Source organism: Streptomyces silvae, from assembly GCF_016745505.1.
Classification (GTDB): Bacteria; Actinomycetota; Actinomycetes; order Streptomycetales; family Streptomycetaceae; genus Streptomyces; species Streptomyces silvae.
This window is the reverse complement of the sequence record NZ_JAERUC010000207.1, coordinates 75,285-96,198: the sequence shown is the minus strand read 5'-3', so window position 1 is coordinate 96,198 and position 20,914 is coordinate 75,285. Positions and strand designations below refer to the sequence as shown.

18 protein-coding genes are annotated in these 20,914 nt (G+C 71.2%); 7 read left to right on the top strand and 11 right to left on the bottom strand.

Annotated elements, in window-relative coordinates; all coding sequences use genetic code 11:
• The first annotated feature begins 103 nt into the window (after positions 1 to 103).
• Entirely contained in the window at positions 104 to 1,396 is a 1,293-nt protein-coding gene (locus tag JKV81_RS36015) for a hydrogenase expression protein HypA (protein WP_241748443.1), read from the top strand.
• A 191-nt stretch (positions 1,397 to 1,587) separates the two neighbouring features.
• On the opposite strand, the gene JKV81_RS36010 is transcribed toward JKV81_RS36015, so the two are convergent.
• From JKV81_RS36010 to JKV81_RS35990, 5 genes are all read right to left on the bottom strand, one after another.
• Positions 1,588 to 1,971 carry a VOC family protein gene (locus JKV81_RS36010; protein WP_129263118.1) on the bottom strand — a complete coding sequence of 128 codons (384 nt, stop codon included), beginning with the start codon at positions 1,969 to 1,971 and terminating at the stop codon, positions 1,588 to 1,590.
• 72 nt (positions 1,972 to 2,043) lie between these two features.
• Positions 2,044 to 2,415 carry a hypothetical protein gene (locus JKV81_RS36005; protein WP_202079810.1) on the bottom strand — a complete coding sequence of 124 codons (372 nt, stop codon included), beginning with the start codon at positions 2,413 to 2,415 and terminating at the stop codon, positions 2,044 to 2,046.
• Positions 2,416 to 2,430: 15 nt separating this feature from the next.
• On the bottom strand, positions 2,431 to 3,042 hold the full coding sequence (locus tag JKV81_RS36000; RefSeq protein WP_129263114.1) for an ATP-binding protein: 612 nt from the start codon (positions 3,040 to 3,042) through the stop codon (positions 2,431 to 2,433).
• A gap of 132 nt (positions 3,043 to 3,174) precedes the next feature.
• Positions 3,175 to 3,912, bottom strand: coding sequence for a class I SAM-dependent methyltransferase (locus JKV81_RS35995; protein WP_202079808.1), 738 nt, complete (start codon positions 3,910 to 3,912; stop codon positions 3,175 to 3,177).
• A gap of 38 nt (positions 3,913 to 3,950) precedes the next feature.
• Positions 3,951 to 4,286 carry a hypothetical protein gene (locus tag JKV81_RS35990; protein WP_202079806.1) on the bottom strand — a complete coding sequence of 112 codons (336 nt, stop codon included), beginning with the start codon at positions 4,284 to 4,286 and terminating at the stop codon, positions 3,951 to 3,953.
• A gap of 171 nt (positions 4,287 to 4,457) precedes the next feature.
• Here JKV81_RS35990 and recD2 point away from each other — a divergent pair, with 171 nt between their 5' ends.
• Both recD2 and JKV81_RS35980 read left to right on the top strand, forming a co-directional pair.
• Positions 4,458 to 6,689: an SF1B family DNA helicase RecD2 gene (recD2, locus tag JKV81_RS35985; RefSeq protein WP_202079812.1), complete on the top strand. Its 2,232-nt coding sequence runs from the start codon at positions 4,458 to 4,460 to the stop codon at positions 6,687 to 6,689.
• A gap of 197 nt (positions 6,690 to 6,886) precedes the next feature.
• Complete coding sequence (locus tag JKV81_RS35980; RefSeq protein WP_073746777.1) at positions 6,887 to 8,185, top strand: citrate synthase; 1,299 nt, start codon at positions 6,887 to 6,889, stop codon at positions 8,183 to 8,185.
• Positions 8,186 to 8,432: 247 nt separating this feature from the next.
• On the opposite strand, the gene JKV81_RS35975 is transcribed toward JKV81_RS35980, so the two are convergent.
• The 4 genes from JKV81_RS35975 to JKV81_RS35960 form a co-directional block, all read right to left on the bottom strand.
• Positions 8,433 to 9,338 carry an alpha/beta fold hydrolase gene (locus tag JKV81_RS35975; RefSeq protein WP_129263108.1) on the bottom strand — a complete coding sequence of 302 codons (906 nt, stop codon included), beginning with the start codon at positions 9,336 to 9,338 and terminating at the stop codon, positions 8,433 to 8,435.
• Between the two features lie 602 nt (positions 9,339 to 9,940).
• Positions 9,941 to 12,451 carry a heavy metal translocating P-type ATPase gene (locus tag JKV81_RS35970; RefSeq protein ID WP_129263106.1) on the bottom strand — a complete coding sequence of 837 codons (2,511 nt, stop codon included), beginning with the start codon at positions 12,449 to 12,451 and terminating at the stop codon, positions 9,941 to 9,943.
• A gap of 157 nt (positions 12,452 to 12,608) precedes the next feature.
• Entirely contained in the window at positions 12,609 to 12,914 is a 306-nt protein-coding gene (locus JKV81_RS35965) for a heavy-metal-associated domain-containing protein (RefSeq protein WP_129263104.1), read from the bottom strand.
• A gap of 96 nt (positions 12,915 to 13,010) precedes the next feature.
• Complete coding sequence (locus tag JKV81_RS35960) at positions 13,011 to 13,772, bottom strand: TetR/AcrR family transcriptional regulator (protein WP_129263102.1); 762 nt, start codon at positions 13,770 to 13,772, stop codon at positions 13,011 to 13,013.
• Between the two features lie 158 nt (positions 13,773 to 13,930).
• Here JKV81_RS35960 and JKV81_RS35955 point away from each other — a divergent pair, with 158 nt between their 5' ends.
• Together JKV81_RS35955 and JKV81_RS35950 are read left to right on the top strand one after the other, a co-directional pair.
• Complete coding sequence (locus JKV81_RS35955; RefSeq protein ID WP_202079802.1) at positions 13,931 to 16,201, top strand: MMPL family transporter; 2,271 nt, start codon at positions 13,931 to 13,933, stop codon at positions 16,199 to 16,201.
• An 88-nt stretch (positions 16,202 to 16,289) separates the two neighbouring features.
• Complete coding sequence (locus tag JKV81_RS35950; protein WP_129263098.1) at positions 16,290 to 17,342, top strand: zinc-dependent alcohol dehydrogenase family protein; 1,053 nt, start codon at positions 16,290 to 16,292, stop codon at positions 17,340 to 17,342.
• Positions 17,343 to 17,374: 32 nt separating this feature from the next.
• Here the strand turns inward: JKV81_RS35950 and JKV81_RS35945 are convergent, their stop codons facing one another.
• Positions 17,375 to 17,566, bottom strand: a complete 192-nt coding sequence (locus JKV81_RS35945; protein WP_129263096.1) for a helix-turn-helix transcriptional regulator — start codon at positions 17,564 to 17,566, stop codon at positions 17,375 to 17,377.
• Between the two features lie 187 nt (positions 17,567 to 17,753).
• Positions 17,754 to 18,680: a sugar phosphate isomerase/epimerase family protein gene (locus JKV81_RS35940; RefSeq protein ID WP_129263094.1), complete on the bottom strand. Its 927-nt coding sequence runs from the start codon at positions 18,678 to 18,680 to the stop codon at positions 17,754 to 17,756.
• Between the two features lie 168 nt (positions 18,681 to 18,848).
• Here JKV81_RS35940 and iolC point away from each other — a divergent pair, with 168 nt between their 5' ends.
• The gene (gene iolC, locus JKV81_RS35935) at positions 18,849 to 19,934 is read left to right on the top strand and encodes a 5-dehydro-2-deoxygluconokinase (RefSeq protein WP_202079800.1); all 1,086 of its coding nucleotides are present in this window, start codon (positions 18,849 to 18,851) and stop codon (positions 19,932 to 19,934) included.
• Positions 19,931 to 20,821, top strand: a complete 891-nt coding sequence (locus JKV81_RS35930) for a Cgl0159 family (beta/alpha)8-fold protein (protein ID WP_129263090.1) — start codon at positions 19,931 to 19,933, stop codon at positions 20,819 to 20,821. The genes iolC and JKV81_RS35930 overlap by 4 nt, the downstream gene beginning before the upstream one ends.
• The last annotated feature ends 93 nt before the right edge of the window (positions 20,822 to 20,914 follow it).

Below are 20,914 nucleotides of genomic sequence, written 5' to 3'. Positions count from 1 at the left end.
TGAGTAAGGAAATTGCATGGCACGTGAGCATGATCCTTCCAGTCACATACCGCCGAGTCCGAGCACGTCCTCCGGCGCCTCCGGTGCGTCCGGGAGCTCGCCGGTGTCGGTCCGCCGTGCGGTGCCGATGCAGGGAGCGGCCGGGGACCCCGGTGACGCCCTGACGCCGGGTGCCCGGCGCGGCGGCAAGGGCACGTCGTCCACGGCGGCCGACCCGGACGCCGTCGCGCAGGGCCGGACGAGCGGGCGCCCGGAGAGCGGGGGCTCGGGGGACGAGGCTCCCGAGGGTGCGGACGGCCGGGCGCAGACCGCCGAGCGAGCGGGTGCCGCCGCTCCTGCTTCCGGCACCGGTGCCGCGCGAGTTGCCGGCGTTCCGGAGCCGTCGACGGAGGAGACGCCCGGAACGGCGTCGGCCGAATCCGGCGAGAACACGGTGTCCTCGGCGTCGCCGGGGTCGGACTCCGACCCGGCCGCGGCGCACACGGCCACCGGTACCGTCGGCGGGTCCCCGGACGCCATGGCCGCGGCTGCGGGCAGTGGCGGCGCCGGCGCGGGTACGCAGGCGGACGGCGAACCGCCCGGCAGCCGGCCGAAGAAGCCGATGCTGGCCGCGGCGGCGATCATCGGCGCGATCCTGGTATCCGTGCCGTTCCTTCTGGCGGGCCAGGACGACGACCGCAAGTCCGAGAAGGACCGCACACAGAACGCGGCAGGCACGGTCCTGGACACCGAACGCTCCGCGGTCCCGGAGACGTACACCAGCACGTCGCCGAGCCCCTCCGCGACTCCCACCAAGGAGAAGCCGAGCGACAAGCCGTCCGAGTCGCCGTCCGCCAAGCCGGTGATCGTACCGCCGCCGGTCACGCCCGAGCGCAAGCCCACGGCCACGGTGACGGCGAAGGCGCCCCCGAACACGGCTGCCAGCGCGTTGAGCGGCCTTGCCAAGGCCGACCCCGGAGGACGGCACATCTGCTACCGGGCCTTCGTGGGCGGGAGCGGCTGGCAGGCCCCGGTGTGCGATGGGACGATGGCCGGGACGACGGGCCAGGGCAAGCGGATCACCGCCCTCAACATCGCGGTGTGGAACGTCGGCGGGTCCTCCGCCAACGCCTTGTTGCACGACGAGGGTGCGACGAACGGTAACGCCAAGTGGGCCCCGAGCTGGACGGCCGTGGTCGCGGACGGCAAGAACAACTACATAGGGAGCTCGAAGCAGGGTGCCCCGTTCCTGACTGGCTTCGCCATGAACGTCGGTAAGGGCGGCGTCTGCCACACGGCCAAGATGGGCAACGGCGGTTGGGGTGGGCAGTACTGCAAGGGCAGCCGCCCCGAGTACATGTTCGTCGGTACCACCGACAACAAGGGCTGGTTCGAGGCCGTGAAGCTCACGGTATGACCCCCGGGCTCCGGCCCGCGAGGTGGGGCCCCCTGGTTGTCGCCGGGGGGCTCCGGCTGGTCCTCGTCGCCGGACAGGTCGCGCCGGACGCCGACGGCGCCCCGGCCGGTGCGGACGACCTCGCCGCGCGAGGCCACCGCGGTCGTCGACCGAGGTCCCCCCCCCGGGGGGGGGGGGAGAGAGAGACGGAGTCAGGCCGGGGTCGCGGCCCGGTCGGACTCGCTGCGCAGGACGCAGAACTCGTTGCCCTCGGGATCCGCGAGAACGGCCCATCCCGAGCCGTCGGGTTTCCGGCGGTCGGCGACGAGGGTGGCGCCGAGGCCCAGCAGCCGTTCGACCTCCTCCTCGCGCGAGGTCTCCGGGCGCAGACACAGATGGACCCGGTTCTTGGACGTCTTGGGCTCGGGCACCTGACTGAAGTACAGCACCGGCCCCTCCGGCAGCGTCACCTGTGTCTCCGTGGCTCCCGGCCCATCCTCCGGGTGCAACGGGTGACCGGTCACCTCACTCCAGAACCGGGCCAGTTCAAAGGCATCCGCACAGTCGATCGCCACGTTCTGCACCACCGAGACCATGAGGAAGAGCCTGCCTGAACAGCCCGCCCGCTGTCACCCCCTGCCCGTGGCCCCTGCCGCGTGGCAGGAGGCTCAGCGCGACGGTTCCGTGGAGGCCGGCCAGGGGGACCAGGTGAGCGCGTCCCGCCAGCCCGGCCGCCCGAAGGCCCAGGCGGTGAGGACATCGGCCACGGGTTCCACGCAGAACGGGCTGTGGTCGGTCGGCACATGAGCCTGGAAGTGCAGGTCCGGGCCGCCCTCGCGGTATTCGACCTGGTAGCTCAGGTCGTCGTTGAGGTGGACCTGCATGTAGTGCTGACCGGCGGGTTGGAGGTCCAGCCGTTCGACGATGACGAATCGCCAGGTCAGACTCATGTCGGCCAGCAGGTCGTGCAGCCTCTCCTCGGACGGGTCGTCCCACCGCGTCCCGTCCCACTCGATCGCCCGCAGCACAGGTGTTTCCATGGAGGGGGACTGTAGTCAGCGCCGTACCTCCAAGGACAGATGGGGCCACGCGGCGGCCAGAGCGCCGACATCACCCTGCGCCCAGCCCTCCGCCCGCAGACGCTCCCCGGGAAGGAAGCGGACGACGGTCCCGGTCGTCCCGTCGTCGGGCACGGCCTCCAGACCGGTCACGGGGGAGCCGTGCTCGTACCGCTGGGTCCAGGACCCGTTGTACCGGCGGTTGGTGTGGACGAGCCACTCGCTGAGCGCGGCGACCACCGACATGCCCCGACGCGGATGGCCGTCCGGGAGGGTCTGGGCCTCGGGGAGGTCGAAGAACCGCAGGTCCTTCGTGGCCATGACCGGCTTCTTGACGACGTGGCCGTGCTCGTCGAACCGGGTGTCGGTGCCCCGCCCGTCATCCGCCACGGACACGGAACCGTCGGGGTGGAGAGTGACACGGCAACGCCCTCCGCCGCCGTACTCCGCCTCGTCGGCCGCATAGGCGACGACCTCGAGGACGAGGTGCCAGGCCCCACCAGGAGCGAACGCGGCGGGATCCCGCCGGATGCCCGCCAGATGAGCGAGATCCACGGTGCCGGCCCAGTCGTGTGTCGTGTTGCGCCAGGACGCTCTTGAGGTGTCCACCGGTCATCTCCACCCAGTCGCGTGATCGCCGCAGGGGCCACCACTTCGGGAACAGGTACGCGGCACATGGGATCACCTGCCCGCTCGGCACGCGGGAACGGGTCCTGCTTCAGCACACGGGAGGGGGCCTGATCAGCACCCTGCCGGGGGGCGTCGCGCCACGAACACGAACTCCCTGCCCGGTCTGTCCGGTGCGTCGCGGACGTCCTCCACCGTGAACCCTTGTGCGGCCAGGTCCGCCTCTACCTCCGGCCGCCCGCGGAAGCGCAAGGTCGAGTCCGACGTCAGGACCTCCCCGTCCGCCGCGAAGACGTACGTCCAACGGAACGTCACCAGCGGCCCGTTCACCTCCGTGACCTGGACCCAGCTCTCGACCGCGCCGGTGCCCGGGATCTCCGTCACCCTGTACGACGCTTCACGGGTCCACTCCTCCCAGGCGCGCCTCGCCGGGTCACGGGTCTCGAACACCAGGTGCCCACCGGGCCGCAGGGCATCGTGGATCTTCCGCAGCGTCGTACGCCACGCCTGGGGGTCGATGATCTGCTGAGCGACGTTCGCCGTCATCGTCGCCAGGTCGGCCCGCAGCGGCGGGAGTGCCGACGCGTCCCCGTGGATCCAGCGCACCCGGTCACCGCCCGGCTTCGCCCGGGCCACGTCGAGCGAGGCTCCTGCGGGGTCGACGCCGACGACCTCGATGCCGCGATCGGCGAGCAGCAGCGCGAACACCCCGGTCCCGCAACCGATGTCCAGCACGTCGCGCGCCTCCGACTCCTCGGCGATCCGGAGGTAGGCGCCGAGGTCACCGCGGTCGGGGTCCAGCGCGTCGTAGACCGAGGCGAGCCGGGGGTGTCCGAAGCATTCGTCAGCCATGCCGCAGAAGGTACCGGGAGTCGGAGACGCCGGCCGGGTCACCACGTGTCGCCGACACGGACCTTGTTCCATCGAGTCTTGGAAATGCACAACTCGTGCTCGTCGTCGTTGAGTTCGATCTGCCAGCACTCCGGCTCGCGGTGCGGGACGCGCTTGCTGCCGGTCTTCACCGTGCGGCAGGACTTCTTGGACCTGCCGTCCTTCCTGCTCGTGGTGCACTGCCTCTTGGTGACGGGCTTGCTGCTCCACGTGGTGTGGGCTGCCTTGTGTTCCTTCTCCGTGATCGTGCCGTGCACCTCGTCGCTGCCGCAGGCGGCCAGGAGGAGTACGGCGACGGGTATGGCGGTCAGGGCGGCCATCCGGCGGACAGACATGGGCGAATCCTTGCGGCACAGTGCGAATGCCGGGCCGGACGGGGGCTGGGCGACGGCAGTGGACGGCTCGCAGCATAGGGACAGCGGCCCGCCACCCGCCAGCGGCGGGCGGCCGGGACGTCCGGCCGACGGCTGTCGGACCCGCCCGATACGGTCGGATCCATGACCACCATGCCGAACATGGCTGTCCTCGAAGGCGTCCTGGAGCGGATCACGTACGCCAACGAGGAGAACGGGTACACGGTCGCGCGCGTCGACACCGGGCGCGGTGCGGGCGACCTGCTGACCGTCGTCGGGTCGCTGCTCGGGGCGCAGCCCGGTGAGTCCCTGCGGATGGAGGGGCGTTGGGGCTCCCACCCGCAGTTCGGCAAGCAGTTCACCGTCGAGAACTACACGACGATTCTTCCCGCCACGATCCAGGGCATCCGCCGCTACCTCGGCTCCGGCCTGATCAAGGGCATCGGGCCCGTCATGGCCGACCGCATCACCACCCACTTCGGCGTCGACACCCTGGACATCATCGAGCAGCACCCGAAGCGGCTCGTCGAGGTGCCCGGGCTCGGGCCGAAGCGGACGAAGATGATCGCCGCGGCCTGGGAGGAGCAGAAGGCCATCAAGGAGGTCATGGTCTTCCTCCAGAGCGTCGGGGTCTCCACCTCCATCGCCGTCCGCATCTACAAGAAGTACGAGGACGCCTCGATCTCCGTCGTGAAGAACCAGCCCTACCGGCTGGCCGCCGACGTCTGGGGCATCGGCTTCCTCACCGCCGACCGCATCGCCCAGGCCGTCGGCATCCCGCACGACAGCCCCGAGCGGGTCAAGGCCGGTCTCCAGTACGCGCTGTCGCAGTCCACCGACCAGGGCAACTGCTTCCTCCCGGAGGAGCGGCTGATCGCCGACGGGGTGAAGCTGCTGCAGGTCGACACCGGGCTGGTCATCGACTGCCTGGCCGAGCTCGCCGAGGACCCGGAGGGCGTCGTACGGGAGAAGGTGCCGGGCCCCGAGGACGGGCAGCCGGTGACCGCCGTCTACCTGGTCCCCTTCCACCGCGCCGAGCTCTCCCTCGCCGCCCAGGTCCGGCGCCTGCTGCGGGCGCCGGAGGACCGGATGCCGGCCTTCGGGGACGTCGACTGGGAGAAGGCGCTGACCTGGCTCGCCGGACGTACGGGGGCGACCCTGGCACGCGAGCAGGAGGCGGCCGTCCGGCTCGCCCTCACCGAGAAGGTCGCCGTGCTGACGGGCGGCCCCGGCTGCGGGAAGTCGTTCACCGTCCGTTCCGTCGTCGAGCTGGCCCGCGCCAAGAACGCCAAGGTGGTGCTGGCCGCCCCCACCGGGCGGGCCGCGAAGCGCCTCTCGGAGCTGACCGGCGCCGAGGCGTCCACCGTGCACCGGCTGCTGGAGCTGAAGCCCGGCGGGGACGCGGCGTACGACCGCGACCGTCCGCTGGACGCCGACCTGGTCGTCGTCGACGAGGCCTCGATGCTCGATCTGCTGCTCGCCAACAAGCTCATCAAGGCCGTGGCACCCGGTGCCCACCTCCTGCTGGTCGGTGATGTGGACCAGCTGCCGTCGGTCGGCGCAGGGGAGGTGCTGAGGGACCTGCTCGCCGAGGGCGGCCCGGTCCCGGCGGTCCGGCTGACCACCATCTTCCGGCAGGCGCAGAAGTCGGGCGTCGTCACCAACGCCCACCGGATCAACTCCGGGGTGCCGCCGCTGACCCAGGGCCTGGACGACTTCTTCCTGTTCGTGGAGGACGAGACGGAGGACGCCGGGGTCCTCGCCGTCGATGTCGCGGCCCGCCGCATCCCCGCCAAGTTCGGCCTGAACCCCCGCCGCGACGTGCAGGTCCTCGCCCCGATGCACCGTGGCCCGGCAGGCGCGGGCCATCTCAACGGACTGCTCCAGCAGGCCATCACCCCGGGCCGCCCCGGCCTGCCCGAGAAGCGGTTCGGCGGCCGGGTCTTCCGGGTCGGCGACAAGGTGACGCAGATTCGGAACAACTACGACAAAGGGGAGAACGGGGTATTCAACGGTACGGTCGGTGTCGTCACCGGCCTCGACGCGGACGAGCAGCGGCTGACGGTTCTCACGGACGAGGACGAGGAGATCGCGTACGACTTCGACGAACTGGACGAGCTCGCCCATGCCTACGCGATGACCATCCACCGCTCGCAGGGCAGCGAATACCCGGCGGTCGTCATCCCGGTGACCACCAGTGCCTGGATGATGCTGCAACGGAACCTGCTGTACACGGCGGTGACGCGGGCCAAGAAGCTGGTCGTGCTGGTCGGTTCGCGCAAGGCCATCGGCCAGGCGGTCCGCACGGTTTCCGCAGGCAGACGCTGCACGGCACTGGATTTCCGGCTGCGTGGCGGGGTGCCCGAAGACTTCCCGGAAAAATGATCGATCAAAACGGTGGGAAACATCACTGAGCCCTTCCGGAACCGGAGGGGAGGGGGCAGGATGAGAAAGTTGACGGCACTCAGTGCCGTCGGTAGGTCCAATGGACGACCCCGAGTGCACTCTCCTGAGCCAAATGGGGGAGGGTGGAGACAGTCAGGGCACCTCGAAGAAGAGGCACTACGTCGGTGAGGGATGACGTGAGCGAGCACACCAACAACGCTGTAGTACTGCGGTACGGCGATGACGAGTACACCTACCCGGTGATCGACAGCACCGTCGGCGACAAGGGCTTCGATATCGGGAAGCTCCGGGCCAATACGGGCCTGGTCACGCTGGACAGCGGATACGGCAACACAGCCGCCTATAAATCCGCCATCACCTACCTCGACGGTGAACAGGGCATCCTGCGGTACCGCGGCTACCCGATCGAGCAGCTCGCCGAGAGCTCGACGTTCCTCGAGGTCGCCTACACGCTGATCAACGGTGACCTTCCCAAGGTCGACGAGCTGTCGGCCTTCAAGAACGAGATCACCCAGCACACGCTGCTGCACGAGGACGTCAAGCGCTTCTTCGACGGCTTCCCGCGCGACGCCCACCCGATGGCCATGCTGTCCTCGGTCGTCAGCGCGCTGTCCACCTTCTACCAGGACAGCCACAACCCGTTCGACGAGGAGCAGCGCCACCTCTCGACGATCCGGCTGCTGGCCAAGCTCCCGACGATCGCGGCGTACGCGTACAAGAAGTCGATCGGTCACCCGTTCGTCTACCCGCGCAACGACCTCGGTTACGTCGAGAACTTCCTGCGCATGACCTTCTCCGTCCCGGCCCAGGAGTACGTGCCGGACCCGGTCGTCGTCTCCGCGCTGGAGAAGCTGCTCATCCTGCACGCGGACCACGAGCAGAACTGTTCGACCTCCACCGTGCGTCTGGTCGGCTCCTCGCAGGCGAACATGTTCGCCTCGATCTCCGCCGGCATCTCCGCCCTGTGGGGCCCGCTGCACGGTGGCGCCAACCAGTCGGTGCTGGAGATGCTCGAGGGCATCCAGGCCAACGGCGGCGACGTCGACTCCTTCATCCAGAAGGTGAAGAACAAGGAGGACGGCGTCCGCCTGATGGGCTTCGGCCACCGGGTGTACAAGTCCTTCGACCCGCGCGCCAAGATCATCAAGGCCGCGGCCCACGATGTGCTGTCCTCGCTCGGCAAGTCCGACGAGCTGCTCGACATCGCGCTCAAGCTGGAGGAGCACGCGCTCTCCGACGAGTACTTCGTCTCGCGCAACCTTTACCCCAACGTGGACTTCTACACGGGCCTGATCTACCGCGCCATGGGCTTCCCGACCGAGATGTTCACCGTGCTGTTCGCGCTCGGCCGGCTCCCCGGCTGGATCGCCCAGTGGCACGAGATGATCAAGGAGCCGGGATCGCGCATCGGCCGCCCGCGCCAGATCTACACCGGCGAGGTCCTGCGCGACTTCGTCCCGGTCGAAGGCCGCTGAGGCTCGACCACCGCCGGTTCCGCCACGCGGAACCGCTCGTACGACGGGCCTCCGAGGCCCACTGCCTTCGCCCCGTACCGTGCTCGGTCATCATCGAGCGCGGTGTACGGGGCGATTCGGCGTTCGGGGGCAGGGCCTGCTGCTCTCGGAACGCGGCTCAGGGCCCCTGCTCCCAAGACGCGGCCCGGGGCCCCGGCTCCCGCACCGCGGCCCGGGGTCCCTGTCCTCGGCCCCGGGCCGCTTGGCCTCAGCCCGTGACCCGGGCGGTGACGCTCCGGATGGCCGCGACGGCGAGGTCGGGCCGGTCGACGTAGATGTCGTGGGCGCTCTTCTCCGCGGTGCTGAGCTCGGAGTCGGTGGAGATGCCGAGCCACTGGTGCTGGCCCTCGGTCCACACCCGCTCCAGGTCGTCCCCGTACGTGGGCACCTCCCCGAGGTAGCGGACGCCGTGCTGGACGGCCTCCACCGGGATGTCCCCGGCGGTACGGACCGGCCCGTCGGGGAGGAGCAGCATCTCCGGGTTCTCCCCCTTGTTCACCGCGAGTGTCTGCGCCCGCAGCTCGTCGGCAGGGGCCTCGGCCGACGCGGGGATCACCTTCGAGATGTCGGCGGTCGTGGTCGGTGACGTGGCGTCCATGAGCACCAGTCCCTTGACCCTGTCCTGGTGCTCGGGGGCGTACCGCGCGGCGAGCAGTCCGCCCAGCGAGTGCCCGGCCAGGACGACGGGACGGTCGCCGGCGACCCGGTCGAGCACGCCGGTGAGGATCTTCCCGCTGTCGGCGACGGTCCGAGGACCGGCCGGCTTGTCGCTCGCGCCCTGGCCCAGCCGGTCGAACGAGCAGACCCGGTTCTCCTCGCTCACGGTCTTCTGGAAGCCGGACATCTTGGTCAGGTCGTCGCCCAGTCCGGTCATCATGACGACGACGGGCCCGCCGTCCACCGCGTCACCGGAGCAGGAGACGTTCACCGAGTGGCCCTCGACGCTGATCTTCTTCGTTCCCGAGAAGGCATTCGCATCCGCAGGGGATGAGGCGGACGGGGCGGGGGAGGCGGAACCCGAATCCTCGGGGACCTCCTCGCACGCCACGAGCCCCGCGCCCAGCGCCACGCAGCACAGTGCGGTCACAGCGGTGAGGGTGATCCTGCGGGCCATGGTGTCCTCCGGGAAGACGATGGGGGGAGAGAGGGGCGGCGGCGTTCGCGGAGGCTGTTGCCCTTGCTCCGCCGGTGGTTCGCCGGTGGTCCGCCGTTGCCCGGAACGCTACGGATCGCCTGGCCCGCGATCGTCACCTCACGGTGGACACCTGAACGTCCCCCGCGCGGGGGACAGGACCCCGCATGTCCCCCGGCCCGGCGCCCACCCCCGGACCCGACCCTCGGGCGCAACGCGAGAAGCGCCCCGCCTGTCGATCCCCCCACGGGTCGACGGACAGGGCGCTTCCCATATCCCGGAGCGGATTCCCCCCACGGGATCCGGCCGGGCGTCTGCGCGGGAGCCTGAACTCCCTTGTTCTTCAGTGGTGCTCAGTGGTGCGTATTCAGTTGGTACTGCGGTGCGACTGCCGGGGTACGTACGCACGGGAGGGCCGCTCAAAGCTCCCCGGTGCACGTGCCCCGGCCAACGCTTGCCAGGAGCGTCCCCCAAGACACTCCATCGGACATCCCCCAAGACATCCTTGGCATCGCACTCTTAGACTCACCAACCCATCAGATGGTTACCCTCAAATCGGTGTGATCTAAGTCTCTTTGTAGAAATTATGTGAAGGAGCGCAACCTCAGGCTGTTCGTCACGACGAAGACCGACGAGAACGCCATTGCCGCACCCGCGATCATGGGGCTGAGCAGCCCGAACGCGGCGAGAGGCAGTGCGGCCACGTTGTAGCCGAACGCCCAGAAGAGGTTGCTTCTGATGGTGGACAGAGTACGCCTCGACAGGCGGATGGCGGCAGGGGCCACCTTAAGATCTCCACGAACCAGCGTGAGGTCCCCGGCCTCGATCGCGGCGTCCGTCCCGGTGCCCATCGACAGGCCGAGATCGGCCACGGCGAGGGCCGCCGCGTCGTTGATGCCGTCGCCGACCATCGCGACGGACCTGCCCCCGGCCTGAAGACGCCGTACGACCTGGGCCTTCTCCTCCGGCAGGACCTCCGCGAACACCGTGTCGATCCCGACCTCGCGGGCCACGGCGTCCGCCGCTGCGCGGTTGTCCCCGGTCAGCAGGACCGGATCGAGGCCCAGCGTGCGGAGCTCCGCGACGGCCTCCGCGCTGCTCTCCTTCACCGTGTCCGACACCTCCAGCACACCCCTCGCCAGGCCGTCCCAGGCCACGGCGACCGTCGTACGGCCCTGAGCCGCCGCACGGGTCAGGGCGTCGGCCAGGGGCGCCGGCAGGGCGACCCCGGCATCGGCGAGGAACTGTGCGCGGCCGGCCAGGACGTGGTGCCCCTCGACGGTGCCGCGTACCCCGAGGCCCGGTACGTCGGTGAAGTCCGCCGGCACGGGCAGCGCCGAACCCGTGCGGGAAGCCGCCCCCGCGGCGACGGCGCGGGCCACGGGGTGCGCCGAGGCGTGCTCGACGGCCCCCGCGAACCGGAGTACGTCGGCCTCGCTCGTCCCGGGTGCGGTGTGGACGCGTCCGAGCGCCATGCGGCCGGTGGTCACCGTGCCCGTCTTGTCGAGGACGACCGTGTCGACCCTCCGTGCCGTCTCCAGGACCTCGGGACCCTTGATGAGGATGCCGAGCTGCGCACCGCGCCCGGTGCCGGCCAGGAGGGCCGTGGGAGTGGCGAGCCCCAGGGCGCAGGGGCAGGCGATGATCAGTACGGCGACGGCGGCGGTGAACGAGGCCGTGACGTCGTCGGTGGCGAGCAACCGGCCGACCAGTGTCCCCAGGGCGATCAGCAGCACCACGGGGACGAAGACCGCGGAGATCCGGTCCGCGAGGCGCTGCGCGGCGGCCTTGCCGCTCTGCGCGTCCTCGACGAGCGCGGTGATCCGGGCCAGCCGGGTGCCGGCGCCGACGCGGGTGGCCTCGACGACCAGCCGTCCGGACATGTTGAGGGTGGCACCGGTGACGGAGTCGCCCGGGGCGGCGTCCACCGGGAGGGACTCCCCGGTGAGCATGGAGGCGTCCACGGCCGAGAAGCCGTCGACGACGGTGCCGTCGGTGGCGATCTTCTCGCCGGGCCGCACGACGAACCGGTCCCTGACGAGCAACTGCCCGACGGGGATGCGTACCTCCGTCGCCCCGTGCCCCGGACCGTCCTCCGGGCGGAGCACCGTGACGTCCTTGGCGCCGAGGTGGAGCAGCGCACGCAGGGCGGCGCCGGCCTTCCGCTTGGACCGTGCCTCCAGATAACGGCCGAGCAAGATGAAGGCGACGACCCCGGCCGCCACCTCCAGATAGATCGTGGAGGAGGGGTCGGACCGGGCGCCGGTGACATCGAAGCCGTGCCGCATCTCCGGCATGCCCGCGGAGCCCAGGAACAGGGCCCAGACCGACCAGCTGAACGCCGCGAGCGTGCCCAGGGACACCAGGGTGTCCATCGTCGCCGCGCCGTGCCGGAGGTTCGACCAGGCGGCGCGGTGGAAGGGCAGGCCGCCCCAGATGACGACGGGGGCGGCGAGGGTGAGGGAGAGCCACTGCCAGTTGTCGAACTGGAGGGCGGGGACCATGGCCATCAGGACGACCGGCACGGCGAGCACCGCCGAGACCTGGAGGCGCTGCCGGAGTGCGGCGAGGGCGTCGTCGGCGGCGCGCTCGGCCGGGTCCTGGTGGGCCGCGTCTTCGCCGCGCGGGCTGTCGGCGCTGTGCGTGCCGTCCTCGCCGCCGCTTTCGATGCTGCTGCCGTCGTCCTGGCGGCCCTGGCTGTCCGTGCCGCCTGTGCCGTCTGTGTCGTTCGTGCGGTCCTGGACGGTCCGGGCGGTGCGGGGTGGGGCTTCGTCCTCGGGAGCGCCGAGGCCGGCCGCGGGTTCAGGGCGGGTGACGGGCCGGGCCGTGTAACCGGTCTTCACGACGGTGGCCACGAGGTCGTCGAGCGTGGTCCCCGCTCCGTAGGAGACACGGGCCTTCTCGGTCGCGTAGTTGACGGTGGCGGTGACCCCGTCCATCCGGTTGAGCTTCTTCTCGACACGGGCCGCGCACGAGGCGCAGGTCATCCCGCCGATCGTGAGCTCGGCATCGGCGGTTACGAGCTTGGCATCGGCGGTTGCGGGCTCGGTGTCGGCGGTCGCCGCCGGAGCCCCGGCTGCCGTGGTGCTGGCCATGTGTGCGGACTCCTGGGTCGAGCAGTCGGGCCGTTCCCCACCAGTATCTGCTCCCTGGTGACGGAACCGGCCCGACGGAAGATGCTTGCGGCGCGGAGCCCACGTGCCGGGCGGCGCCGGTGGTGCGGGTCGTGCGCCGCCGTGGCGCGGGCGGGTCTCAGGCGCGGCCCACGAGCTCGTAGCCCGCCTCGTCGACGGCCTCGCGTACGGCGTCGTCGGTCAGCGGTGCCGCGGAGGCGACGGTGACGCGGCCGGTGGCCGCCTCCGCCTTGACCGAGGTGACCCCCGCGATCCCGGAGATCTCCTCGGAGACCGCTCCTTCGCAGTGGCCGCAGGTCATGCCCTTCACCTCGTACACCGCGGTGACACCGCCCACCTGGACGTCGGCGGCCCCGTCGTGGCAGGAACCGGTGGACGAGCAGCAGGAGCCGGCGGCCTGGGGCGTGTCGGTCTCGGCGGTCATGGCGTTCTCCTCTTCGCAGGCACGGATGTGTGACATTCGGGGCGCGAGAGGGCGCCGGGGAACCCGGTGTGCCCACCCGCATCTACGACTATACCCCTAGGGGGTATCGATCCGCGCCGGCGTCACTCCATCGGGTGTGTCGCACACCAGGGGTTCCAGGTAGCGGTACATCACGCTCTTCAACTCCCTGATGTACGCCTCCCGTTCCTCTCCCTCGTGCTCCATGACCAGGTCGAGGCCGGCCTTGAAGAGCACGAACGCCATTGCGGCGGTGCGGGCGACCTGGTCCGCGGGCAGTTCCGGCAGATAGGCGCCGAGGAGCTGCTCGGTCCTGGTGAGCATGGAGGCGTGCAGGATGTCGTGCTCCCGGGTGATCACGCCCGGGATCTCGGAGCCGTGGGTGAGGACGGCGAAGGCCGGGTTCTCGCAGTTGAAGGCGATGAGTGGGTCGAGGACCGTGTCCAGCATCCGGTCCAGCGGCAGTTCGATGTGGCTGACGACGAATGCGGCGCCGTACGTCTCCCGCCAGCGGTGCATGAGCTGTTCGCCGAGCTCGATGGCGATGGCTTCCTTGTTGGGGAAGAACTGGTAGAGCGTGCCCGGCGAGACGCCCGCCTCGCGGGCGATGGCGTTGGTGCTCGCGCCGTTGTACCCGCTGGAGCAGAAGACGCCCGCCGCGGCTTCGAGCAGCTGGGCGATGCGCGCCTCGCCGCGGGCCTGGCGGCGGCGCGGCCGGCCTGCCGCGCCGCTCCCGGCATCCGGGCTCCCGGCGTCCGGGCTCCTGGTGCCCTGGTCGTCCTTGGTGTCCTTGCCGCTCTGTGCGGGTGTGGCGGCTGCTCCCGCTCTGGCCTCCGGCACGGTCGATCCCCAGCTCTCAAGACGCGGTTGACAAACGCGAGTGGGTACTCGCATTCTGAAGAAACGCGAGCGACTACTCGTGTTTGTCAGTGTACGTGGCAATGAACGACCCGTGCTGTCCTGTGCTGCCCGGGTCCCGGTGAAGGGGACACCGCACCATGTCCGAAGTCAACAGCTCGGAGCATGTCGGGCGGTGGACCCGCTTCGTCACGGCGCGGCCTCGCCTCGCCCTGCTGGCCGCCCTGGTGATCACAGCGCTCGCCGTGTTCGCGGGCAGCGGTGTGGCCGACCGGATGGGAAGCGGCGGCTGGGAGGCGCCCGACGCCGAGTCGACCTACACGACCCAGGTGCTGGAGCGTGAGTTCCCCGACTCGCAGCCCAATCTGCTGCTGCTCGTCGACGGCGGCGCCGCCTCGGTCGACGACCCGGCGGTGGCGGCCGAGGCCGACCGGCTCACCGAGCGGCTGTCGGCCGAACCCGGCATCGCGGGCGTCGGCTCGTACTGGCGGACGAAGTCCCCCGCCCTGCGCTCCACGGACGGACACGAGGCGATCGTCGCCGCCCGGATCGAGGGCGACGAGAAGGGCGCAGGCGAGATCCTCGACCGGATCGCCCCCGCCTACCGGGGCACGCACGGCCCGGTGGAGGTCTCCGTCGGCGGGCCCGTCGCCGTGCGGCACGAGATGCAGAGCATCATCCAGGAGGACCTCCTGCGGGCGGAGCTCATCGCCCTGCCGGTGACGCTGGTGCTGCTGGTCATGGTCTTCGGCAGTGCGATCGCGGCACTTCTGCCGCTCGGCGTCGGCATCGTCGCCATCCTCGGCACCAACGCGGTGCTGCGCGGCATCACCGAGTTCACCGATGTCTCGGTCTTCGCGCAGAACCTCACCACGGCGCTGGGCCTCGGACTCGCCATCGACTACGCCCTGTTCATCGTGCGCCGGTTCCGCGAGGAGCTGGCCGCCGGGGCGGACACCCGGGTGGCGATCGGCACCACTCTGCGTACGGCGGGGCGCACGGTGCTCTTCTCCGCGCTGACGGTGGCCGTGTCGCTGGCCGCGATGATGGTCTTCCCCCAGTACTTCCTGCGCTCCTTCGCCTACGCGGGCATCGCCGTCGTGCTGCTGGCCGCCGCCGCGGCCCTGATCCTGCTGCCGGCCGCGCTGATGCTGCTCGGGCCGCGGGTCAATTCCCTGGACCTGCGCCGGCTGCTGCGCCGCCGCGGGAAGACGGCTTCGAGTCCGGCCGAGGCCGGCGAGGGGCCGGGCCGGGGGTGGGCCCGCTTCTCGGTGCTCGTGATGCGCAGGGCGCCTGTCTTCGCCGTCGTCACCACGGTCGGGCTCGTCCTCCTGGGGCTCCCGTTCCTCGGGGTGAAGTTCGGTACGGCGGACGACCGGCAGCTGCCGGCGACCGCGGAGTCCCGTGTCGTCCAGGAGCACATACGGGCCGGCTTCCCCGGCAGTCCCGGCGGCGGGCTCGAAGTGCTCGCCGAAGGCGCGGCGACCCCCGACCAGTACGCCGCCTTCCGGGAACGCGTTGCCGCGCTCCCCGGAGTGCAGCGGGTCGACGGGCCCGTCACCACGGGCGGATCCGCGTACTACGACGTCCTGCCCGAGGGGGAGGCCGTCGGGCAGGGAGCCCAGGACCTCGTCCGGGAGCTGCGGGCCGAGCCCGCGCCGTTCGACACCGCGGTGACCGGCGCCGCGGCCGTCCTGGTCGACTCGAAGGCCGCCATAGTGGACCGGCTGCCCTGGGCGGTGGGGATCATCGTCGTGGTGACGCTGCTGCTGGTGTTCCTGCTGACCGGCAGCGTCCTGATACCGCTCCAGGCGGTCGTGCTCAACGCGCTCAGCCTGACCGCGATGTTCGGAGCGGTGGTCTGGGTCTTCCAGGACGGGAATCTCTCCGGGTTCCTCTCCTTCACCAGCACAGGGGACATCGAGACGACCCTGCCCGTGCTGATGTTCTGCGTGGCCTTCGGGCTCTCCATGGACTACGGCGTGTTCCTGCTCTCCCGGATCAAGGAGGAGTACGACCGGACCGGCGACCACGAACACGCGGTGACGTTCGGGCTCCGCCACACCGGCGGGCTGATCACGGCGGCCGCCGTCATCCTGGCGGTGGTGATGGTCGCCATCGGGACCTCGCGCGTGACCAACACCAAGATGCTCGGGCTGGGGATCGCGCTGGCCGTGCTGATGGACGCCATGGTGGTGCGGAGCCTGCTGGTGCCGGCCGTGATGAAGCTGATGGGCCGGGTCACCTGGTGGGCGCCCGCGCCCCTGCGCGCCTTCCACCAGCGGTTCGGGCTGAGCGAGGGCGAGTCGGCCGCGGCCGTGGAGCGGGACGCCGAGGGAGCGGACGGAGCGGAGGGGGCGGACGGAGAGGGAGGCAACCGGGCGCGGGACAAGGTCACGGCCGGGGCGTAGATTCGCCGGATCAAGGAGTCGGGCGGTGCGGGCGGGCTGTGCCGGGTACGGGCTGCCGTAGGTACGGGACAAGGGGAGGTGGGGCTCGATGCGGGCAGTGGTGTTCGAGGAGTTCGGGCAGGAGGCCCGGGTCCGGGATCTTCCGGACCCCGCGCCCTCGGCCGGGGGGGTCGTGGTGCGGGTCGAGGCCACGGGTCTGTGCCGGAGCGACTGGCACGGCTGGATGGGACACGACCCGGACATCACCCTCCCGCACGTCCCCGGGCATGAACTGGCCGGACTCGTCGAGGAGGTGGGCCCCGGCGTGCACAACTGGCGTGCCGGGGACCGGGTCACGGTGCCCTTCGTCTGCGCCTGCGGCCGGTGCTCCGCCTGCGCGGCCGGGGCCCAGCAGGTCTGTGAGCGGCAGACCCAGCCGGGCTTCACCCACTGGGGTTCCTTCGCGGAGTTCGTGGCGCTGGAGCAGGCGGACGTCAATCTGGTCGTCCTGCCCGAGGGGCTGTCGTCCGCCACGGCGGCCGGACTCGGGTGCCGGTTCGCCACGGCGTTCCGCGCCGTGGTGGGGCGGGGACGGGTGGCGCCGGGGGAGTGGGTCGCCGTGCACGGCTGCGGCGGGGTGGGACTGTCGGCGGTGATGATCGCGGTGGCCTGCGGAGCCAGGGTCGTCGCGGTCGACGTCTCACGGCAGGCCCTGGAGCTGGCGAGGGAGTTCGGCGCGGCGGCGTGCGTGGACGCCTCGGCGCACCCTGGCGGCGCGGACGAGGCCGTACGCGAACTCACCGGCGGCGGCGCGCATCTGTCGCTCGACGCGCTCGGGTCCCCGGTCACCTGCGCCGCCTCGGTCCGGAGCCTGCGCAGACAGGGCCGGCACGTCCAGGTCGGGCTGCTCCCGTCGGCCGCCGGTGACCCCGTCGTCCCCATGGCCCGGGTGATAGGGCAGGAGCTGGAGATCCTCGGCAGCCACGGCATGGCCGCCCACGACTACCCGCCGATGATGGACATGGTGGTGGCCGGCACCCTCCGGCCGGACCTGCTGGTGACCTCCACCCTCACCCTGGACGCCGCCCCGGCGGCCCTCGCCGCGATGGGCACCGCCCCCGGAGCGGGCGTCACGATCATCGAACCGGCGAAGGGAGCCTGAGCGTCCTGGGGCGTCCGGAACCGTCCGGCCCGTCAACGGCCCCTGTTGCTGGGCCGGGAGGCGATCCAGGCGAGGACGGTGTCCACGTACCAGTAGGGCTTCCCGTTCCGGACATCGTCGGGGGGCGGGAGCAGTCCGTGCTTGCGGTACGAGCGGATCGTGTCCGGCTGCACCCTGATGTGCGCCGCAATGTCCTTGTACGACCAGAGCGTTCTGTCCGTCATGATTGACACCTCTCTGTACGTCCGTGCGCCTCTGTCCCGGTGAACGAGAGGGGCCCGGGCCGGGCAGGGGGCGTCGCGAGCCCGTGACACAGGCTCAGCCGAACGCGGACATACGTGACAGGGAAGTGACTGCTGTGGCGGTCGGGGCTGCTGCGACGACGGTGACGGGAGGGGCGGCTCGGGCCGCTCAGACGGACGGCCGCGCGGGTCCGCAGATGCGGAGGAACTCGCGGGTGCGGCGGGCGATGGGCAGCGGCTTGTCGGGCGGGCAGGGGTACATGTCCTGCTCGACGATGGCGAACAGGTCCTTGCCGAGGGCCCGCGCGGCGTCCAGCACGGGCTCCAGTGCGGGCACTCCGCCCGGCGGTTCGCACATCACGCCGCGTGCCACGGCCGGGCCGAACGGCACCTCGTTCGCCACGACATCGGCGAGCACCGCCGGGTCGACCTGCTTGAGGTGCAGATAGCCGATCCGTTCGCCGTAGGTCCTGATGAGCTTCACGCTGTCCCCGCCGCAGTAGGCGTAGTGCCCGGTGTCGAGACAGAGGGAGACCAGGTCGGGGTCGGTGGCGTCGAGGAAGCGGTTGACGTTCTCCTCGCTGTCGATGTGCGTGTCGGCGTGCGGGTGCACCACGATCCGCAGCCCGTAACGGTCCCTCACCTCGCGGGCCAGGCGCTCCGTCTGGGTGGTCAGGTCGCGCCACTGCGCGGGGCTGAGCGTGCGGCCCTCCAGCACCTCGCCCGTCTTGTCGTCCCGCCAGAACGACGGGATGACCACCAGATACCCGGCGCCCATCGCCCGGGTGAGTGCCGCGATGCCCGCGACATGCTCCCAGGTCCGGTCCCAGACCGCCGGACCGTGGTGCAATCCGGTGAAGACCGTGCCCGCGGAGACGGCGAGATTCCGGCGGGCGGTCTCGTCGGCGAGGCGGGCGGGATCGGTCGGGAGGTAGCCGTACGGGCCGAGTTCGATCCACTCGTAGCCCGCCTCGGTGACCTCGTCCAGGAATCGCTCCCAGGGCACCTGCTGCGGATCGTCGGGGAACCACACTCCCCACGAATCGGGTGCCGAGCCGATGCGGATGCGGGCCGGAGAGGGTACGGAGGAGGTCATATCGCCCACCCTCCAGCCCTCGGGAAGGAGTGTCAAGAGTTCGTCCGAATGTCCGGACAAAGTGTTGACAGGGGTACGGGCGAGGGCTAGACCTGGGAACGGCCGTCCGGCCGTGGCCGACTCCCGGGACGCTGTGCCGGGCCGGAGCACCGGGTCGAAGGGATGCGTATGCCTGAGCCGTACGACGTGATCACCATGGGGCGCATCGGGGTGGACATCTACCCGCTGCAGACCGGTGTACCGCTGGCCCGGGTCGAGACCTTCGGGAAGTTCCTCGGCGGCTCACCGTCCAACGTCGCCGTGGCGGCAGCCCGGCTGGGACGGCGCACGGCGGTGATCACCCGGACCGGCCAGGACCCCTTCGGCGACTATCTCCACCAGGCGCTCCGGGAGTTCGGGGTGGACGACCGGTGGGTGAGCGCCGTGGCGGCGTATCCGACCCCGGTCACCTTCTGCGAGATCTTCCCGCCGGACGATTTCCCCCTCTACTTCTACCGGCAGCCCAAGGCGCCCGACCTGGAGATCCACAGCGCGGAACTCGACCTGGACGCGGTCCGGACCGCCCGGGTGTTCTGGATGACCGGCACCGGGCTGTGCGCCGAACCCAGCCGCACCGCGACCCTCACCGCACTCCGCGCCCGGAGCGCGGCAGCTCCGCCGGGCGCCCCGGACCACCCCCGCGCCACCGTCTTCGACCTCGACTGGCGCCCCATGTTCTGGGACGAGGGGAACGACGGGAACGGCGAGGGGAAGGACGGAAACAGTGAGGCGAAGGGCGGGAACTGCGGGGCGAAGGACGGGAACGGCGGGGCCGCCCGCGCCCATTACCGAGAGGCCCTGGCCCATGCCACGGTCGCCGTCGGCAACCTCGACGAGTGCGAGATCGCCACCGGGGAACGCGAACCGCACGCCGCCGCCCGCGCGCTGCTCGCCGCCGGGCCCGAAGTCGCCGTCGTCAAACAGGGACCGGCGGGCGTGCTCGCCGTCCACCGCGACGGCACCACCGCGGAGATCCCGCCCCTCCCCGTCGACGTCGTCAACGGCCTCGGCGCCGGGGACGCCTTCGGCGGTGCCCTCTGCCACGGCCTCCTCGCCGGCTGGGACACGGCGCACATCATGCGCTACGCCAACGCGGCCGGAGCCATCGTCGCCTCCCGTCTCGCCTGTTCGTCCGCCATGCCCTTCCCCCACGAGGTCGAACAGGCCCTCACCGAAGGACGGATCGGCGCAGCAGCCCCGGGAGCCACCCCATGACCCCGCCCGCCGCGGCCGGTGTCGCCGATCTCGTCCGGCTCCGCGCCCACCGCCCCGAAGCCGTCGCCGAGGCGGCCGCAGCCCGCCGCAGACGCCCCCTCGTCGGTCCCACCGGACGTCTGATGATCATCGCGGCCGACCACCCCGCCCGCGGCGCCCTCGCCGTCGGCGACGACGACCTGGCCATGGCCGACCGGTTCGACCTGCTGGAACGCCTCTGCCTCGCCCTCACCCGCCCCGGCGTCGACGGCGTGCTCGCGGGCGCGGACGTCCTGGAGGACCTGCTGCTCCTCGGCGCCCTGGAGGACAAGGTCGTCCTCGGTTCCATGAACCGCGGCGGACTCGCGGGAGCCGCCTTCGAGCTCGACGACCGCTTCACCGGCCACCGCCCCGCCGACCTCGCCCACCACGGCTACGACGCGGGCAAGCTCCTGCTGAGGATCGACCACGACGACCCCGGTTCGCTGGACACCCTGCACACCGCCGCGCGCACCGTGGACGAGATGGCCGCCCTCCGGCTGCCCGTCTTCATCGAGCCGTTCCTCTGCCACCGCACCCCCGCCGGGCTCCGCACCGACCTGGGCGCCACCGCCGTCACCACCTCCATCGCCATCGCGTCGGGGCTCGGCGGGACATCCGCGTACACCTGGCTCAAGGTCCCCGTCACCGACGATCCCCGCGACATGGACCGGGTGATGCGCGCCTCGACCCTCCCCGCCGTGCTGCTCGGCGGCGAGGTCACGGGCGACCCCCACACGGCGTACGAGAAGTGGCGCGGCGCGCTGCGGCTGCCGACGGTCCAGGGGCTGGTGGTCGGGCGCTCGCTGCTCTACCCCGCCGACGGAGACGTGGCGGGCGCGGTGGACACGGCCGTGGGGCTGCTGTGAGCGCCTCCGGCCACCGGGGCCTTCGCGAAGGGCCTGGGCGGAGGGCCAGAAGCTCCCGCGAACCCGAAGGGTCCGGGCGGCGGGCAGGGGTTT

Bases quoted from the DNA above. Each gene is read 5' to 3' on its own strand.
- JKV81_RS35990 (WP_202079806.1), bottom strand. From the start codon at position 4,286: ATGTCTGTCCGCCGGATGGCCGCCCTGACCGCCATACCCGTCGCCGTA.
- JKV81_RS35945 (WP_129263096.1), bottom strand. From the start codon at position 17,566: ATGACGGACAGAACGCTCTGGTCGTACAAGGACATTGCGGCGCACATC.
- JKV81_RS35930 (WP_129263090.1), top strand. From the start codon at position 19,931: ATGACCCCGCCCGCCGCGGCCGGTGTCGCCGATCTCGTCCGGCTCCGC.
- recD2 (WP_202079812.1), top strand. From the start codon at position 4,458: ATGCCGAACATGGCTGTCCTCGAAGGCGTCCTGGAGCGGATCACGTAC.
- JKV81_RS35965 (WP_129263104.1), bottom strand. From the start codon at position 12,914: ATGACCGCCGAGACCGACACGCCCCAGGCCGCCGGCTCCTGCTGCTCG.
- JKV81_RS35975 (WP_129263108.1), bottom strand. From the start codon at position 9,338: ATGGCCCGCAGGATCACCCTCACCGCTGTGACCGCACTGTGCTGCGTG.
- JKV81_RS35955 (WP_202079802.1), top strand. From the start codon at position 13,931: ATGTCCGAAGTCAACAGCTCGGAGCATGTCGGGCGGTGGACCCGCTTC.
- iolC (WP_202079800.1), top strand. From the start codon at position 18,849: ATGCCTGAGCCGTACGACGTGATCACCATGGGGCGCATCGGGGTGGAC.
- JKV81_RS35940 (WP_129263094.1), bottom strand. From the start codon at position 18,680: ATGACCTCCTCCGTACCCTCTCCGGCCCGCATCCGCATCGGCTCGGCA.
- JKV81_RS35950 (WP_129263098.1), top strand. From the start codon at position 16,290: ATGCGGGCAGTGGTGTTCGAGGAGTTCGGGCAGGAGGCCCGGGTCCGG.
- JKV81_RS36005 (WP_202079810.1), bottom strand. From the start codon at position 2,415: ATGGAAACACCTGTGCTGCGGGCGATCGAGTGGGACGGGACGCGGTGG.
- JKV81_RS35970 (WP_129263106.1), bottom strand. From the start codon at position 12,451: ATGGCCAGCACCACGGCAGCCGGGGCTCCGGCGGCGACCGCCGACACC.
- JKV81_RS36010 (WP_129263118.1), bottom strand. From the start codon at position 1,971: ATGGTCTCGGTGGTGCAGAACGTGGCGATCGACTGTGCGGATGCCTTT.
- JKV81_RS35995 (WP_202079808.1), bottom strand. From the start codon at position 3,912: ATGGCTGACGAATGCTTCGGACACCCCCGGCTCGCCTCGGTCTACGAC.